The organism is Amycolatopsis sp. A1MSW2902 (assembly GCF_017312175.1).
In the GTDB taxonomy this organism is placed as follows: domain Bacteria; phylum Actinomycetota; class Actinomycetes; order Mycobacteriales; family Pseudonocardiaceae; genus Amycolatopsis; species Amycolatopsis nivea.
In genome coordinates this window covers 3,444,961-3,461,540 of the sequence record NZ_QJPO01000001.1, presented here as the reverse complement: position 1 = coordinate 3,461,540, position 16,580 = coordinate 3,444,961, and the positions used below count along the sequence as shown (strand labels likewise).

Annotated in this window: 12 protein-coding genes; 4 read left to right on the top strand and 8 right to left on the bottom strand. The window is 69.3% G+C overall.

Translation table 11 applies throughout. The features are described 5' to 3' along the window. Positions 1-267 precede the first annotated feature (267 nt). The 3 genes from DMP23_RS15860 to DMP23_RS15850 all read right to left on the bottom strand — a co-directional run bounded on the left by DMP23_RS15860 (position 268) and on the right by DMP23_RS15850 (position 3,838). Positions 268-1,455 carry a cupin domain-containing protein gene (locus DMP23_RS15860; protein WP_337821501.1) on the bottom strand — a complete coding sequence of 396 codons (1,188 nt, stop codon included), beginning with the start codon at positions 1,453-1,455 and terminating at the stop codon, positions 268-270. Between the two features lie 270 nt (positions 1,456-1,725). Further along, positions 1,726-2,088 (bottom strand): hypothetical protein, encoded by a 363-nt coding sequence (locus tag DMP23_RS15855; protein WP_337821500.1) that lies wholly within the window; start codon positions 2,086-2,088, stop codon positions 1,726-1,728. A 79-nt stretch (positions 2,089-2,167) separates the two neighbouring features. Further along, on the bottom strand, positions 2,168-3,838 hold the full coding sequence (locus DMP23_RS15850) for a transposase family protein (protein WP_337821499.1): 1,671 nt from the start codon (positions 3,836-3,838) through the stop codon (positions 2,168-2,170). Between the two features lie 399 nt (positions 3,839-4,237). Between DMP23_RS15850 and DMP23_RS15845 the strand changes: the two genes are divergently transcribed. Next, the gene (locus tag DMP23_RS15845; RefSeq protein WP_037805865.1) at positions 4,238-4,972 is read left to right on the top strand and encodes a GntR family transcriptional regulator; all 735 of its coding nucleotides are present in this window, start codon (positions 4,238-4,240) and stop codon (positions 4,970-4,972) included. 113 nt (positions 4,973-5,085) lie between these two features. On the opposite strand, the gene DMP23_RS15840 is transcribed toward DMP23_RS15845, so the two are convergent. The 4 genes from DMP23_RS15840 to DMP23_RS15825 form a co-directional block, all read right to left on the bottom strand. Beyond that, positions 5,086-6,480, bottom strand: a complete 1,395-nt coding sequence (locus tag DMP23_RS15840; RefSeq protein WP_037805863.1) for an MFS transporter — start codon at positions 6,478-6,480, stop codon at positions 5,086-5,088. A 159-nt stretch (positions 6,481-6,639) separates the two neighbouring features. Further along, the gene (locus DMP23_RS15835; protein ID WP_337821498.1) at positions 6,640-8,778 is read right to left on the bottom strand and encodes an acetate--CoA ligase family protein; all 2,139 of its coding nucleotides are present in this window, start codon (positions 8,776-8,778) and stop codon (positions 6,640-6,642) included. A gap of 2 nt (positions 8,779-8,780) precedes the next feature. Next, positions 8,781-10,010 (bottom strand): formyl-CoA transferase, encoded by a 1,230-nt coding sequence (gene frc, locus DMP23_RS15830; protein WP_337821497.1) that lies wholly within the window; start codon positions 10,008-10,010, stop codon positions 8,781-8,783. A 16-nt stretch (positions 10,011-10,026) separates the two neighbouring features. Beyond that, entirely contained in the window at positions 10,027-12,057 is a 2,031-nt protein-coding gene (locus tag DMP23_RS15825) for a thiamine pyrophosphate-binding protein (RefSeq protein ID WP_337821496.1), read from the bottom strand. A gap of 884 nt (positions 12,058-12,941) precedes the next feature. Here DMP23_RS15825 and sucC point away from each other — a divergent pair. From sucC to DMP23_RS15810, 3 genes are read left to right on the top strand one after another with little or no spacing between them, the layout of a single operon-like run. Continuing rightward, positions 12,942-14,102, top strand: coding sequence for an ADP-forming succinate--CoA ligase subunit beta (sucC, locus tag DMP23_RS15820; RefSeq protein ID WP_337821495.1), 1,161 nt, complete (start codon positions 12,942-12,944; stop codon positions 14,100-14,102). Between the two features lie 3 nt (positions 14,103-14,105). Then, positions 14,106-14,993, top strand: a complete 888-nt coding sequence (gene sucD / locus DMP23_RS15815) for a succinate--CoA ligase subunit alpha (RefSeq protein ID WP_037805855.1) — start codon at positions 14,106-14,108, stop codon at positions 14,991-14,993. 51 nt (positions 14,994-15,044) lie between these two features. Beyond that, a complete protein-coding gene (locus DMP23_RS15810) occupies positions 15,045-15,899 on the top strand; it encodes a LysR family transcriptional regulator (RefSeq protein WP_337821494.1) in 855 nt (284 codons plus the stop codon). 16 nt (positions 15,900-15,915) lie between these two features. Here the strand turns inward: DMP23_RS15810 and DMP23_RS15805 are convergent, their stop codons facing one another. Further along, the gene (locus DMP23_RS15805) at positions 15,916-16,557 is read right to left on the bottom strand and encodes a GntR family transcriptional regulator (RefSeq protein WP_337821493.1); all 642 of its coding nucleotides are present in this window, start codon (positions 16,555-16,557) and stop codon (positions 15,916-15,918) included. Between the last annotated feature and the right edge of the window lie 23 nt (positions 16,558-16,580).

The window sequence follows — 16,580 nt, the reverse complement described above, 5'->3', positions numbered from 1 at the left end:
TCGCCGGGGCGCGTGACGCCCTCCTTCAAGCCCGTGCAGCCTGGCCTCTCACCAGCCACCCGGGCAGCACCCGCACACCCGACGACGGCGGTGACCGGGGCCGAGCGCCATGGCCTCAGCGATCGCGCCTGGCGAAACCCCGCAGCCCCAGACCGGAAGCCAGCCTCGCACCCCGACGAACCCTGCGACCAGTGCCGAGCGTCGAGGCCTCACAGCACCCAACTCACGCTGCCCCGCACCACCAAGGCACCCCGACAAAGCCCGCAGTCAAGCCCGAGCAACAAGCCCTTGAACCACCAGCTCCTTCAACAGCGCCCGCACAGTCTCCGGTGGCACCCCTGGCGCGGCGTCGACCAGAACCTTGAACGGCTGCGGACCGCACCCGAGCAACGCAGCGAGCACCGGTCGCGCGGCCTCCGCGAAGACCAGCCGTTTCCCCGCACCGACCAGCGCAACCGTCCCGTCGTCGTCCACCAGTGCGGCGCGCGGGACGAGCAGCCGGACCTCGAAGTCGTCGTCCGGCGGCAGCAAGTCCGCCGTCGCCGCCCACGGCAGGCCGATGCGGGTCTGGGCCGGGGCCTGGGCGTTCCGGTCGGCGAGGAAGCGATCGACGACATCGCCCGCGGTCACCTCAGCGAGCCGCCTGCGGAGCGCTTCGGCCCGCTCCGCACGCGCATCCGGACCAGCGAACCGGGGCAGGTCCGCGCGGAACAGTTCGTCGGAGCGCAGCTGGTCAGCCAGCCACGCGACGAGATCCACGCCGGTGGCGGCGTTGAACCCGATCGTCAGGTGCAGCGACTCCTCGCCGACGGCCGACACGTCGTGCCAATGCCCGCGCGGCAGGTAGAGGACATCGCCGTCCTCGAGCAGGAAGTCGTCGTGCGGTTCGCCTTCGGGGCGTTCCGGAAGTTCGACGTCGCGTTGCAGCGGCGAACGCCGGGTGACCCCGTGCAGGCGCCACCGTTTCCGCCCGGAAAGCTGGATGATGAACGCGTCGTGGTCGTCCCAGTGGACGTCGAAGCCGTGCGTGGTGCCCCAGCCCGCGTACAGGTTGACCTGGATCCGCTCGCGCAGGTCGTGTTCGAGTTTGCTCGCCAGTTCGCCGACTTCGCCGACCAGTTCGTTGACCGAGTCGAGCACGAGCGTCGCGCCGGCGCGCAGGTGTTCGGCGAACGGGGCCGGCAGCACGCGCGGGACCAGGCCGTTGCGCCGCGTCGACACCATTTCGGTGTAGGTGTGCGCGGGGACGACGTCGCCGTCGAGCGCGAGCCGCAGCCGGGGGAACTCCAGGCGGTGCTGGCGCAGCACGCGGTCCAGCTCCGGCCACGGCAGCAGCGACGCGAACCGGCCTTTCTCCCCCGGGAACCGCCGCGGCTCCTTGCCGAGGACCTCTGCGAAGAACTGGCCGGCCTCGAGCGGTGCCACGAGGCCGGCCAGTCCGGGAATCTCCGTCATGGAGCGCGACAACGGCTAGTCGTTGCCGTCGTTGTCGGCCACGGCGCCGTTGGCCTTGCCGCGGTCCACCGCGGCGGTCAGCGGTTCCACGCTCAGCAGCAGACCGCTGGCGGCCGTGTCGGTGTCGGTTGTCATGCGTTCTTGAGCCATCCGGACCTCGCAACGTCGACGACTGGGCGCGCCTCACGCTACGGGAGATCGCCGGGACGGACATCGGTCATTTGAGTAATCTTCGCCGGGCCGATGATCACCCTCAGCCCACCCGGCGGCTCACAGATTCTGCCGGTAATCCTCGTCGAGACCCGCTCGGAGCAGCGGTTCGTTCACCCCGGCCCGCACCAGTTCCGCGGCCGCGCCCGCGGTCTCGTTCAGCTTGAGGTGATCGGTCCAGATGGTCGACGACCGCGGCAGGTCGGCGGGATCGACGTGCTTGGCGGAGTCCCACAACCCGGAGTCGCGCAGTGCGTCGTTCCGCGCCAGCCGGACGGTCTCGATCTCCACCTTGAGCACTGCTTTCGGGGTGCGGTTGCGCTCGATCATGGACTCGCGCAGCCCGTCCTCCGTGCTGACGACCGCCTTCCCGGTGATCTCCAAGGTGCGAACGTCGCCGGGAACGACGGCCAAGACAGCCACCTCCGGACGCTCGACGACATTGGGGATTTTTCATCCTGGTTTGTGCTGTTCATGGCGGGTTGACGGGGTGTGGTAGTTGTCAGGCCGGGGTGGGCTGGGCGGTGTCGCGGACGGCTTGTTCGTGCTGGGTGAGGACGAGCAGGGCGCGGACGAGGGTGGTGGCGTGGCGTGGTGCGATGCGGAGTTTGTCGAGGACGCGCCAGGTTTTGAGGGCGGCGAAGCCGCCCTCGACCGCGCAGCGCATCGCGTTGAACACGCTGTTGGCCTGTTTCTGCGGCTCGGTGAGCGGCCGGTTGGTTTCGGCTTTGAACGGGGTGAGCACGATCTGCGCGCAGGGGCCGCCGCAGTCCGGGCAGTGGCGGGTGTCGCGGACGTCTTTGTGCCAGCCCTGGTAGCCCTTGTCCGCGGCGGGGGTCAGGCCGTGGGCGTGGAGGCGGTCGCGCAGCCGGTGGCGGCGGGCGGCGGTGATGTCGGCGGTCCTGCCCGGCAGCACGGCCGAGACCCACAGCAGCCGTCCGTGTTCGTCGGTGAGGCCTTGGACGTTGAGGCCGTGGTGTTTGTGCTTGCCGCTGTAGTTGCGGCGATTGTCTGTGCCGGTGCGGCGGCGGGTGCGGATCAGGGTCCCGTCGGCCAGCACCACCGCCGCGCCGCGGGCGGCCAGCCGCCGCAGCACCCGCCCCAGCCGCGGCGCCCGGGCCGCGAGCAGGTCGATGGCCTCCAGCAGCCAGCGGCGCAGCGTGGCGGCCGACACCGCGTTGGCGCGGGACAGGTCCAGCAGGCGCTGGTCGTGGCGCAGCATCGCCAGCACCAGCACCGCCTGCTCGGCCGGGGACGCCTTGCGCCACCGCGACCCGATCGCCCGGCGGCGGCGGCCGATCAACCCGGCCAGCATCGCGATCGTGGGCGGCGACACCGGCAACACGCTGCGATACGAGGCCAGAACCTGCTGTGAGACAGTGAGAGCGGAGCCCCCGGACGTTTTTTCTCGAGTCACGACTTGATCAACATCCGGGGGCTCCGCCGCGTTCCCGCCCGGCCCACGCCCGCCCCGCAACTCCGTTACAGCACAACCACAACCAGCCCCGTCAACCCCACCTAACCAGCACCAACAAGATGAAAAATCCCCATTGTGGAACGTGTCGGTACGCCGGTTTCCGGGCCGATCAGCGAGCGCGACCGTCGTCGGCCCGATCATCCGGGCCACGCCGGGCGGATCGCCCTTCGGACTGGCGTCGGCGCGCCCGGAGCCGTCCCGCGACGTCACCACCGCGAACGGTGCCGCAGCAAGAAAAGCAGCCGCCGCGGAACCGAGCGCAGTCCCCTCTTCGACGGCGTCCTCCGGCGCTGACCCCGGTCCCCACAGGTTCGAGCGGAGGACTGCTTTGCCGCAGTGCAGGAACGCTTCCTCGACGAGAAGACCGTCTTCGGCGAGGGTTCCGTTGATCCGCAAGGTCTCGCGCCACCCCGGGACGAGCACCAGCAGCGCGGCACCGGCACCCGGCGCGGCCGCCGACGGGACCGGCAGCCGCAGCCGTGACCTGTTCACCGCTGCGGCGAATCCTGGTGTCCCGCCGACCAGTTCGGCCCGCTGTCGTCCTCCGGCGTCGACATAACCGAGCACGGCAGCCGGGCTGTGCGCGAGCAGCGCGAGGCAATGCGGGTCGAGATGGTCGATCGACTTCATCATGACCGGCAGCGGCCGCTCGCCCACGACGCGTTCCAGGTCCGGCACCGCACGGATGATCCCCATGGAGTTAGGTTAGCCTAAGCATCAGATCCCAGCGGACGAGCTTCGCGCATCAGAATCCGTGCCGGTGCCCAGCGCGCACGACGCGGCGACAGCCACGGACCCACTTCCCCGTCGGGAACGGACAACCCCCACGGATCCACCTCCTCGTCGGGAACGGACAACCCCCACGGATCCACCTCCCCGTCGGAAACGGACAACCCCCACGGATCCACTTCCCTGCCGGACACAGACCGGCACCCGCTCCCACCAGCGTCCGATCCCCTCGCCCGGCCCGGCTCGCCACCCGCGCGAGGGAAGATCGCCCACGTGATCCAGAATCCTGGGATTTTGCATACTAAAACCTGTATCCTGAAAACTGAGTTCCTCGAATCCCGCCGCTGATCCCACCCGAGGTGCACCGTGACCGAGTCCGTTTCCCCCCTGCCCGAACGCGGGCCCACCGGCCGCCGGACGGCCAAGGGGTCGCTCTCCGGAAAGAGCGCCAACCGGGTGGAGCGGCCCGCGCCGCTGCGGCAGGTCGTGTACGACGCGCTCGCCGAGCTGATCATCAACCGCACCCTCGAACCCGGGCAGCACCTCGTCGAGGCCGACCTGGCCGAGTACCTGGGCGTCAGCCGCCAGCCGGTGCGCGAGGCGTTGCAGCGCCTGCAAAGCGAGGGCTGGGTCGACCTCCGTCCCGCGCAGGGCGCGTTCGTGCACCTGCCCACCGACGAGGAAGCCGACCAGCTCCTCGGCGTCCGGGCCGTGCTCGAAACCCACTCCGCAAGGCTGGCCGCGGCGTGTGCGACCGACGACGACATCAAGCGCCTCTGGGAGCTGCAGGACGTCGGTATGAAGGCTCTCGCCGCGGACGACAGCGAGCGGCTCGTCGCGGCGAACGCCGACCTGCACGCGTACATCACCGAGCTGACCGGCAACGCCGTCCTGACCGAGCTCATCGGCCTGGTCGACCGCCGGGTGCGCTGGTACTACACGCCGATCGCCCGGCCTCGCGGGCGCGACGCGTGGCAGGAGCACGCGGCGCTGATCGAGGCGATCGCGGCGCACAACGTCGAAAAGGCCGAGAAAATCATGGCTCAGCACACCGAACGCACGCGCCAGGCGTTCCACGAACGGCCCGACGCGGCGGAGTAATCCGCGCGCGCCGGGTCAGCCAGCCGAACGGTCCCCTCGAAGGAAACAAAGCAACCCGGGAGCGACGGGGCGGGTGCCAGCCGTCCCGTCGCTCCCGGGCCCGCAAGGGAAATTCAGTTGCCTGCCGCCGGAGCGGTGCGCGCGATCCGCTCGCCCGCCTTTTCCGGCGAGCCGCGGCCGGAACGTCCCGGCTGCCGCAGGAACAACGTCATCACCGCGGACAGCAGGGCGATGCACCCGGCCAGCACATACGCGCCGGTGTAGCCCCACGCGGCGATCACTCCGGCCGCCAAACCGCCGCCGCCGACACCGCCGACCAGTTTCGCGCTGTAGACGATGCCGTAGTTCGTCGCGTTGTGGTTCTCGCCGAAGTAATCCGGCACCAGCGCGGCGAACAGCGGGTAGAACGCGCCGCTGCCGAATCCGGTCAGCACCGCGAATACCATGAACCAGAACAAACTGTGCGTCTTGCCCGACCACAGCACGCCGAATTGCGCCAATGCCGCGATCACCAGCACCCAGAACAACGTCGCCTTCCGGCCGATCCGGTCGGAAGCCCAGCCGACGATCCCCCGGCCGACGCCGTTCACGATGGCCAGGATTCCCGCCGACGAAGCCGCCACGAAGGCGCCGAACTGGCTTTCCTTGGCGAAATCGACCTGGAAATTGATCCCGAACAGCGAAACCCCGCCGATCACCACGAGGGTGACCCACATCAGCGGCAGCATTCCGGTGCGGATCGCCTCCATCGGCGTGAACTGCCGTACCGCGGGCGGGTTCTTTTCCAGGCTCCGGGCCTTCCCCGCCGCGCTGCCTTTCAGCCAGGCGATCGGGTCGACCTCGGCGGGCCACCAGTTCTTCGGCGGGTCCTTGAAGACGAACCCGCACAGCCCGACCACCACGAGCATGTACAGGCCGATCGCGTCGAGCGTGATCGTCACGTTCTCATGGCCGAGGAAGGCGCTGAACAGGTAAATGAACGGCACCGAACCGTACGCGAACCCGCCGTTCACGAATCCGGTGCGGGCGCCGCGTTTCTCCGGATACCATTTCCCGACCATGTTGATGCAGGTCGCGTACACGAGTCCGGCGCCGATGCCGCCCAGCACCGAATACCCGATGAACGCCACCACCAGATTTCCGCTGTGCGCGATGGAGAAGTATCCGATCCCGGAACACACCGCCCCGGCCAGCATCGCCGTTTTCGCCGACACGATGTTCTTCTCCCGGAGCCGGCCGGCCGGGAAAGCGACCCCGGCCTGGAACACGGCCCAGATGCTGGCCAGCCAGAACGCGTCCGACAACGACCAGCCGTATTTCTCCTCCAGCGTCCCCTCGACGGCTCCCCAGCCGTATTCGAAAACGCTCACCGCCATCATGGCCACCCACGGCAGCCAGACCATCCAGCTGCGGGACCGGCCCATCAGGTCCCGGGGGCTCTCCCCGATCCGGTACGTCCGCCCGTTGTCGTCGACGATCTCCTGGTATGTCGGTTGGGCTGCGGTCATGAGAATTCTCTTTCGTCACCGTTGACTTCGGTTCCCGTGCCGGGCTGTCTCCGTTCCCCCGAGCCGGGACGCGACCCCGCGTCCCGGCGTCCCTTCCTCGCCGCACTCCGCTGACCAGCGGTTAGGTGTCGGGCAACGTACGCCTCCCTCCGGACTTGATCAAGGCAGCAGACCCGCCGAACGCGCCCAGCGGTACTTCGCGCCGAGCACCGCGACCGGCTTCTCGGTCGTGTAGGGATAGGCCACGACGCCGTGCGCGTACAGGTGCTCGCTGGCCTGCTCGACCTCGACATCTCCGGACAGCGACGCCACCACCGGCTTGTGGACGCCCTTCCGCCGGAACTCCTCCACGACGTCCACGACCAGCTCGGCGAACACCATCGGCGGCGTGACGATCGTGTGCCAGTAACCGAGAACCAACGAGTGAATACGATCGTCGGACAGTCCTAACGCGATGGTGTTCCGATAGGTCGACGGCGGCTCGCCGCCGGTGATGTCGACCGGGTTTCCGGCCGCGCCGAACGGCGGGATGTACTCGCGGAACGCGGCGTCCAGGTCGTCCGGGATCCGCATCAGCGTGAGCCCGTTGTCCACACAGGCGTCCGAAAGCAGCACTCCGGAACCGCCCGCGCCGGTGATGATCACGACGTTTTCGCCCTTCGGCGTGGGCAGTTTCGGCACGCCTCGCGCGTATTCGAGCAGGTCGTTGAGCCCTGGTGCGCGAATGACACCGCTTTGCCGCAGGATGTCGTCGTACACGCGGTCATTGCCGGCCAGTGCGCCGGTGTGCGACCCAGCCGCTTTCGCGCCTTCCGACGTCCGTCCCGCCTTCAGCACCACCACTGGCTTCTTCGCGGACACCCGTTTCGCGGTCTCGGCGAACGCGCGCCCGTCCTTGAGGTCTTCCAGGTGCATGGCGACGAGTTCGGTGTTGTCGTCGTGCTCGAAGAAGGTGAGGAGATCGTCTTCGTCGATGTCGGCCTTGTTCCCGACGCCGACGATCGCGGACACGCCCATCCCGGCCGACCGGCTGAAGCCGAGGATCGCCATCCCGATCCCGCCGCTCTGCGAGGACAGCGCGACGCCGCCTTTGACGTCATAGGGGGTGCAAAACGTCGCGGACAGATTCTCCGGCGTGTAGTAATAGCCGTAGATGTTCGGGCCGAGAATCCGCACGCCGTGCTTGCGCGCGATGGCCAGCACCTCGTTCTGCAGCTCGATGTTCCCCGTCTCGCCGAAGCCGGACGGAATCAGGATCGCCCCGGCGACGCCCTTCTCGCCCGCCTCTTCCAGCGCCGCCGGCACGAACTTGGCCGGGATCGCGAAGACGGCCACGTCCACGTCGCCGGGGACGTCCGCGATGCTCGGATACGCCTTGCGATCGAGGATTTCCGCGGCCTTCGGATTGATCGGATAGATCTCGCCCGCGTAGCCGCCGTTGACGAGATTCTTCATCACCGAATTGCCGATCTTCCCGTCCTCGGCGGACGCGCCGATCACCGCGACCGCGGCCGGTTTCATGATCCGGTTCATCGCCGCGAGGATCTCGTCCTGGCTGAACCGCACCGGTTCCGCGGCCGCCGCCGGGTCGACGAGGATCCGCACGTCCACCGCGGTCGCCCCGTCGCCGGTGGCGAGCACCGGGTTGAGGTCGACCTCGGCCAACTGCGGAAAGTCGCTGACCAGCTGCGACAGCCGATGCACGACGTCGGCCAGCGCCGCCTTGTCGACCGCCTCGCTGCCGCGCACTCCATTGAGGATCTCCGCGGCCGCGATACCGTCCACCATGGACAGAGCTTCGTCGGTGCTGGTGGGTGCCAGCCGGAAGGTGACGTCCTTCAGCACCTCGACCAGGACTCCGCCGAGTCCAAACGCGACGATCTTGCCGAAGCTCGGATCGGTGACCGCGCCGATGATCACCTCCTGCCCGCTGGTCAGCATCTGCTGCACCTGGACGCCGGTGATCCGGGCCGAGGCGTCGTAAGCCTTGGCGTTAGCCAGCATCTTGGCGTAGCCGTCGGCGACTTCCTGTTCGCTGCCGAGGCCGACGAGCACGCCGCCAGCTTCGGTCTTGTGCAGGATGTCCGGCGAGACGATCTTCAGCACCACCGGAAGGCCGATTTCCCCGGCCTGTGCCACCGCTTCCTCCGCGGAAGTGGCGAGCCGTTCCTGCGGCGTCGGGATGCCGTATGCCTCGCAAACTGCGCGACCCTCCGGCGCGGTCAACGCGGAGCGGCCTTCCTCGGCTACTCGCTTGAGAATTTCTTCGACCGCCGCGCGGACCGTTTCCGTCGTCATCGTCAGATCACGCCCGCCGTGCGCAGCTGCTCGACATCCGAGGCGCTGTAGCCGAGTTCGCTGAGCACCTCGTCGTTGTGCTCGCCCAGCAACGGAGAACGCTCGACCTCCACCGGCGAATCGGACAGCTTCAACGGGCAGCCGACGGTCTTGAACGCGCCGCGCTCCGGATGCGGCACCTCGACCACCGACCCCAGTTCGGCCAGCGTCTCGTCCTCGATCAGTTCCTTAGTGGACAGAATCGGTCCACAAGGGATGTTACGAGCGTTGAGCAGCTCCATGACCTCCCATTTGGTGCGCTGTTCGGTCCATTCCTCGACCATCGCGAACACTTTGTCCAGTTTGGACAGCCGGGCCTCCGGGGTCGCCCAGTCCGGGTCCTCGGCGAGTTCCGGGCGCCCGATCAGCTCGGTCAGCGGAGCCCAGCCGACCGGCTGGACGATGACGTAGATGTAGTCGTTGGGCCCGCCCGGCGCGCACCGCACCGCCCAGCCCGGCTGGCCGCCGCCGGACGCGTTGCCCGACCGCGGCACCTCGTCGCCGAACCGTTCGTTGGGGTACTCCCCCAGCGGCCCGTGCGCCAGCCGCTGCTGGTCGCGCAGCTTGACCCGGCACAGGTTGAGCACGGCGTCCTGCATCGCGACCTGCACCCGCTGGCCGCGCCCGGTGCTCGTGCGCTGGTACAGCGCCGCCAGAATCGCCGCGACGAGGTGGATGCCGGTGCCCGAATCGCCGATCTGCGCGCCGGTCGCGGTGGGCGGTCCCTGCTCGAAGCCAGTCGTGCTCATCGAGCCGCCCATCGCCTGCGCGATCACTTCGTAGGCCTTGAAATTCGCATACCGGCCCGGGCCGAAACCCTTGATGGACGCGTAGATCAGCCGCTCGTTGATCTCGCGGAGCCGATCCCAGGAGAACCCGAAACGGTCCACGACGCCGGGTCCGAAGTTCTCCACCAGCACGTCCACTGAGGACACCAGCTTGGTGAAGACTTCCTTGCCCTGCTCGCTTTTCATGTTGAGCGTGATGCTGCGCTTGTTGGCGTTCAGCATCGTGAAGTAGAGACTGTCCACTCCGGGCAGATCGCGCAGCTGGCCGCGCGTGATGTCGCCGCGTCCGGGGGTTTCGAGCTTCACGACGTCCGCGCCGAGCCAAGCGAGGATCTGCGTCGACGACGGTCCGGATTGGACGTGGGTCATGTCGAGGACGCGGACGCCCTCCAGTGCCTTTCCCATCTTCGGCTCCTCCCGACTACTTGTACATCGTCTGGTTCATGGTTCCGGGGGCGTAGGCGTCCGGGTCGACCCAGACGTTGATCAGCGACGGCTTGCCGGATTCCCGGGCGCGGCGCAGTGCCGGGGCGATGTCCGCCGGGTCGCGGACCTCCTCGCCGTAGCCGCCGAGCATCCGGGCGAACTGGTCGTAGGGGACGTCGCCAAGGGTGTTGCCGATGCGTTCGCGGGCCAGGCCGTATTTCTGCGCCTGGCCGTAGCGGATCTGGTTCATCGACGAGTTGTTGCCGACGATCCCGACGAACGGCAGATCGAACCGCACGAGCGTCTCGAAATCCCACCCGGTAAGGGAAAACGCCCCGTCACCGAAGAGCGCGACCACCTCTTGGTCCGGCCGCGCGTGTTTCGCGGCCAGCACGAACGGAATCCCGACGCCGAGTGTCCCGAGTGGGCCGGGATCCATCCAGTGCCCCGGCGCCTTCGGCTGCACGACCTGGCCGGAGAAAGTGACGATGTCGCCGCCGTCGCCGATGTAGATCGAATCCTCGGTCAGGAACTCGTTGATCTCGTGCACCAGCCGGTACGGGTGGATCGGATTCGCGTCGGAATGCTGCTGCGGCAACCGCTTCTGCTTGGCTTTTTCTTCGACCGCCCGCAATTCCTCCAGCCACGGCTTGCGGCCCACCGCCCCGTTGTCCACGCGGCCGGAGGCAGCGTCCGCGACCGCGGCGAGGATCTGTCCCGCGTCGCCGACAATGCCGAGGTCGATGTCGCGGTTCTTCCCGACGGTCCGGTAGTCGAGGTCGATCTGCACCACTTTCGCGTCCGGGGAAAGCCTTTTGCCGTAACCCATCCGGAAGTCGAACGGCGTGCCGACGATGACGATCACGTCCGCGTTGTCGAAGGCATAACGGCGAGAAAGCTGGAAATGGTGCGGATCGCCCGGCGGCAGCGTGCCGCGGCCGGCGCCGTTCATGTAGGCCGGGATGTTCAGCGCGCGCACGAGTTCCGTCGCGGGCTCGGTGGCGCGAGTCGTCCAGACTTGGCTGCCGAGCAGAATCGCCGGTTTCTTGGCGTGTACCAGCAAATCCGCGAGCTTTTCGACATCCGCCGGATCGCCCGCGTTGCGCGTGGAGGCGCGATAGCGTCCGGATTGCGGGATGCGCGCGTTCTCCGCCGGCACGCGCGCGTCGAGGACGTCGCGGGGAATCTCCAAAAAGGACGGTCCGGGCGCGCCCGCGAAGGCTTCGCGGAACGCCATCGACACCAGGTCAGCGGCCCGCGCGGTGTGCGGGACGGTGGCGGCGAATTTGGTGATCGGGGTCATCATGTCCACGTGCGGGAGGTCCTGCAGCGAACCCATTTTGTGCTGGCTCAACGCGCCCTGGCCGCCGATCAGCAGCATCGGGCTCTCCGCGCGCAACGCGTTCGCGACACCGGTGACCGCGTCCGTCGTCCCCGGCCCCGCCGTGACCACCGCACACCCCGGGCGGCCGGTGATCCGCGCGTACCCGTCGGCCGCGTGCGCCGCGACCTGCTCGTGGCGGACGTCGATGACGCTGATGCCCTCGTCGACGCAGCCGTCGTAGATGTCGATGATGTGGCCGCCGCAGAGGGTGAAGATGGTGTCCACGCCTTCGGCCTTCAGGGCTTTCGCGACCAGGTGGCCGCCGGAGATCGTTTCCGCTGCTTTCCCGGTGGTGGCTGGGTGCTGACCTGCGGTCTCGCTGGGTTTGCCCGGGGCGCTTCGGCTGGTTTGCCCGTTCTCGCTGGCCTTGGCACCCGCGCTTTGGCGGGTTTCCTTGCTGGCCTTGCTTCCGACGCTCGGGCTGGTTTGCCGGTTTTCGTCTCCGACGCTCGGGCTGCCTTGCGGGTTCTCGTCCCTGGCGCTCGGGCTGGTTTGCTGGTCCTTGTCCCCGGTGCTCGGGCTGGCTGGCCGGTTCTCGCTGGCTTCGCCGACGGGGTTCGCTTCGGCCTTGTCCCCGGTCTGCCCGCTGGCGTTCTCGCCGGTGTGCTGGCCTGCTTGCCGGCCGGTCGTGGTGGGCGACATGCGCAACTCCTCCTGTCCCGCGCCGGACCTCTCTGACCCGCGCGCTCGTCCCGGTCTGCTCGTGCCTCTCCGCGGCCCGCCGGATCTGTCGCCGCAGGTCAGCGGCTCGTCGCCGGAAGACTGTAGATTGCATACCGTATGAGGTAGGCATTAGACTTACTCTTCGAGCCGCCCGCTGTCCAGGGGCATCCGCAGGTTTGTCCGGCCGGCCGACCGGACGATCCGCCACCGGCTTCGACGGGCGGCTCGCCGACTGATTCGCCGGGTCGGCCTGCTGTGCGACACGCGCGGCGGGGCGACTCATCGGCCGGGGTTTGGTGACAAGGCGGGCGTCGTTGCCCGGCCGAGGTGCTCGGTGGCACCGCGGCTAGCCGTCGGGCCGCTCTGCGGAGCTTGCTTTGGCGCGGCGGTTAGCCCGTCGGGTCGCTCGGGCGAGGTGCTCAGTGGCACGGCGGCAAGCCCGTTGGGTCGCTCGGCCGAGGTGCTCGGTGGCACGGCGGCGCTAGCCGGTCGGGTCGCTCAGCCGGCGGGCTGCGGCACGGCGGCAGGGTCGAACGGGTCGTGCCGCGGGTTCGCGCCGGACGGTGCGAACCGGGCGGGCCGGCGGGCTCCGGAATGCCGGAGCCAGACCTTCCGCGTGCTCGCCACACCGGCGGCCAGGCCGGACGTGCCGCGGCCCGCCCGCCACCGAACCGGCGGTCGGGCACCCGGCCGCACCCCAACCTTCATCCGTCCCCCAGCCAACTACCCCATCCCGCCCCAACCATCCAGACCAGCCATCCACGGCCCGGCCAGAAACCGCAGCCGAACCAGCAAGCGCTCCGCAACCACAGAAGCACAAACCCCGAACAACCCGCTCCCCCGCCCGCAAGGAAGGAATTCCGATGGACCTCTTGGAACACCAAGCGCGCGACCTCTTCGCCGCGCACGGCGTGCCGGTTCCCCGTGGCCGCGTGGCCGCGACGCCGGACGAAGCGCGCGCCGCGGCCGTCGAGATCGGCGGGCCGGTTGTCGTCAAGGCGCAAGTCAAGACCGGCGGGCGGGGCAAGGCGGGCGGGGTCAAGCTCGCGGCCCGGCCCGAGGACGCGGCGGCGGTCGCCGACGAGATCCTCGGGATGGACATCAAAGGGCACCGCGTGCATCGCGTCCTCGTGACCGAGGCCAGCGATATCGCCGAGGAGTACTACGTCTCCTATCTCCTCGACCGCGCCGACCGGAGTTACCTCGCGATGGCGTCGGCGGCGGGCGGGATGGACATCGAGGAGGTCGCCGCGACCCGGCCGGAGGCGCTGGTCAAGGTGCCGATCGACATCCGGGTCGGGGTCGATCTCGTCAAAGCGCGCCGGCTCGCGGCGGCGGCACGGCTTCCGGTCGAAGCGGCTGGGGTGCTGGTCCGGTTGTGGGACGTGTTCACCGCCGAGGACGCGACGCTCGTCGAGGTCAATCCGCTCGCCCGCACGCGCGGCGGGGAGATCGTCGCGCTCGACGGGAAGGTCACGCTGGACGGCAACGCCGCGTTCCGGCATCCCGGGCATCGGGCGTTCGCGGAAGCGGACACCGGGGATCCGCTCGAGCAGCAGGCCGCCGAGCAGGGGCTCAACTACGTGAAGCTCGACGGCGACATCGGCGTGATCGGCAACGGCGCCGGGCTCGTGATGTCCACTCTGGATGTAGTGGCTGCCGCGGCGCGGGACGCGGGGGCGGTCGGGCCGGCGAATTTCCTCGACATCGGCGGCGGGGCGTCCGCGGAGATCATGTCGGCCGGGCTCGGCGTGATTCTCGGGGATCCGGACGTGCGCAGTGTGTTCGTGAACGTCTTCGGCGGGATCACGGCGTGCGACGCGGTCGCGGACGGCATCGTGAAAGCGCTGGCGCTGCTGGGCGATCGCGCGACGAAACCGCTGGTGGTCCGGCTCGACGGGAACAACGTCGCGGAAGGAAGGCGGATCCTCGACGAGGCTGCGCATCCGCTGGTGACAGTCGTCGCGACGATGGACGACGCCGCACGCGAAGCGGCCAAGCTCGCGGCCGGGACGGAGGGCTGAACGATGGCGATTTTCCTCGACAGCACCAGCCGGGTCCTCGTTTCCGGCATCACCGGCGCGGAAGGGACGAAGCACACCCGCCGGATGCTGGCCGCGGGCACGAACGTCGTGGGCGGGGTCAATCCGCGCAAGGCCGGGCAGACGGTTTCCCTTGACGGGCACGAGCTCCCGGTCTTCGGCGGCGTCGCTGAGGCGATGGCGGAGACCGGTGCGGATGTAGTGGTCTTGTTCGTGCCCCCGCCGTTCGTGAAGGACGCGGTGCTCGAAGCGGTCGACGCGGGCATCGGGCTCGCGGTGGTGATCACCGAGGGCGTGCCGGTGCACGATTCCGCCGCGTTCTGGGCGCACGCGCGCGACAGCCGCACCCGGATCATCGGACCCAACTGTCCCGGGCTCATCTCCCCCGGGCTGTCGAACGCCGGGATCATTCCCGCCGACATCACCGGCCCAGGACGGATCGGGCTGGTGTCGAAGTCCGGCACGCTCACCTATCAGCTCATGCACGAACTCCGCGACATCGGCTTCTCCAGCTGCATCGGCATCGGCGGCGACCCGGTCATCGGCACCACGCACATCGACGCGGTCGAGGCGTTCGAAAAGGACCCGGACACCGACGTGATCGTGCTGATCGGCGAGATCGGCGGCGACGCGGAGGAGCGCGCGGCGGCGTACGTGCGGGAGAACGTGCGGAAACCGGTCGTCGGGTACGTCGCGGGATTCACCGCTCCCGAAGGCAAAACCATGGGACACGCGGGCGCGATCGTGTCCGGGTCCTCCGGGACGGCGGCGGCCAAGAAGGAAGCACTCGAGGCGGCCGGGATCCGGGTGGGGCGCACCCCGAGCGAAACCGCGCGGCTGGTGCGCGAGGTGCTCGCCGGGACCAGCGCGTAACACGCGTAGTACTACGACCGGAGTGGTTCAAGGACGAACCCAGGAGGACGGATGGACCTGCGGCAGCTGGAAACCGTCGTGGCGGTGGCCGAGAAGGGCGGGTTCACCGCTGCCGCGCGTCGGCTGCATACCGTGCAGTCGACAGTGTCCACTGTGGTCCGTGCGCTCGAACGCGATCTGGGCACCGAACTGTTCGAGCGCACTACCCACCGGGTCGCGCTGACGCCTGCGGGCAAAGCGTTTCTCCCGGCGGCGCGAGCGGCGCTGGAGGCGGCCAGCCACGCTCGGGCCACCGTCGACCGGGCGCGCTGGGAGATCACCGGCGAGGTCCGGATCGGGGTCATGCCCGGGGCGTGGCCGGAACCGCACCGGGCGCTGAGCGCGTTGCGCCGGGACCATCCCGGCGTGCGAGTGCTGGTGCGGACCGCGCCGCCGCATCAGCTCCGCGAGGCGGTCGTGACGTCCACTGTGGACATCATGGTCGCCGTCGCGGGGTGCGCCCCGAGCGACGGATTGGTCAGCCGCCCGGTCCGCCGGGAGGAGATGGTGCTGGTCACCGCGTCCGGCGACGGAGCAGCGGACCGGCCGGTGTCGGCCGCCGAAGCAGCCGGTACCGCAGTGGTCGATTTCGCGCCGGGCTGGGCGATCCGGGAGGCCACCGACCGGACGTTCCAGTCGGCTCGGGTGCGCCGGACCGTCGTGCACGAGGTCACCGACGCGTCCGCCGCGGCGGAACTGGTCCGGCACGACCTCGGCGGCTGCGTACTGCCGGTGTCCGTCGCCGCGCAGTTCCCCGACCTGACCGGCCGCCGGTTCACGCGCGGCGGCCCGACGTGGAACATCACCGCGACCCACCCCGGCGATCCGCGGCCGGCGGTGGCGGCGGTATTGCGGCACCTGACCTGATCCGGCGCGCCCCGGTTCAGCCAGCCGCCCATTCGGCCCTGACGTGCTTCAGATGCGCCCGGACCTGGTCCTCCAGCCGAGTCCAATCCCGCTCCGCGATCGTCGCCAGCATCTCCCGGTGTTCCCGCGCCGAATCCGCCAGCCGGCCGCGCTCGGCGAGCTTTTCCAATCCGTACAACCGCGTCTGGTCGCGCAGCGTGGCGATGGCGTCGATCAGTCGCCCGTTTCCGGCTAGGGCCAGCAAATCGAGGTGGAATCGGCGGTCCGCCTCCAGGAAGCGCGCGACATCCCCCGCCTCGGCTGCGGACTCGATCTCACCGGCCAGCGCGTCCAGCCGGGCGAGGTCGTCCGGACCGGCGGCCGCCCCGGCGGACAGGGTTGCCGGGACCTCCAGCAGCAGCCTCATCTCGTAGATTTCGTCCAGGTCGCGTTCGGTGATCGCGACGACTCGGTAGCCCCGGTTGCGGACGGGTTCCAGCAGGCCCTGGTTGACCAGCGTCAGCAGCGCCTCGCGCACCGGGCTGCTCGACACGCCCAGCCGCGTCGCGAGGGCGGCGGCCGAATAGATGTCGCCGGGACGCAGTTCGCCGGACACCATCGCCTGCCGTACCACTTCGAGCACTTGTTCGCGCAGGTTAGTGCGCTGCAGCTGCGTCACGGGACGCACCTCCGCTTCCCCGG

Coding starts and splice junctions, on each gene's coding strand:
- sucC (WP_337821495.1), top strand. CDS start 12,942: ATGGACCTCTTGGAACACCAAGCGCGCGACCTCTTCGCCGCGCACGGC.
- DMP23_RS15835 (WP_337821498.1), bottom strand. CDS start 8,778: ATGACGACGGAAACGGTCCGCGCGGCGGTCGAAGAAATTCTCAAGCGA.
- DMP23_RS15840 (WP_037805863.1), bottom strand. CDS start 6,480: ATGACCGCAGCCCAACCGACATACCAGGAGATCGTCGACGACAACGGG.
- frc (WP_337821497.1), bottom strand. CDS start 10,010: ATGGGAAAGGCACTGGAGGGCGTCCGCGTCCTCGACATGACCCACGTC.
- DMP23_RS15825 (WP_337821496.1), bottom strand. CDS start 12,057: ATGTCGCCCACCACGACCGGCCGGCAAGCAGGCCAGCACACCGGCGAG.
- DMP23_RS15860 (WP_337821501.1), bottom strand. CDS start 1,455: ATGACGGAGATTCCCGGACTGGCCGGCCTCGTGGCACCGCTCGAGGCC.
- DMP23_RS15850 (WP_337821499.1), bottom strand. CDS start 3,838: ATGGGGATCATCCGTGCGGTGCCGGACCTGGAACGCGTCGTGGGCGAG.
- sucD (WP_037805855.1), top strand. CDS start 14,106: ATGGCGATTTTCCTCGACAGCACCAGCCGGGTCCTCGTTTCCGGCATC.
- DMP23_RS15810 (WP_337821494.1), top strand. CDS start 15,045: ATGGACCTGCGGCAGCTGGAAACCGTCGTGGCGGTGGCCGAGAAGGGC.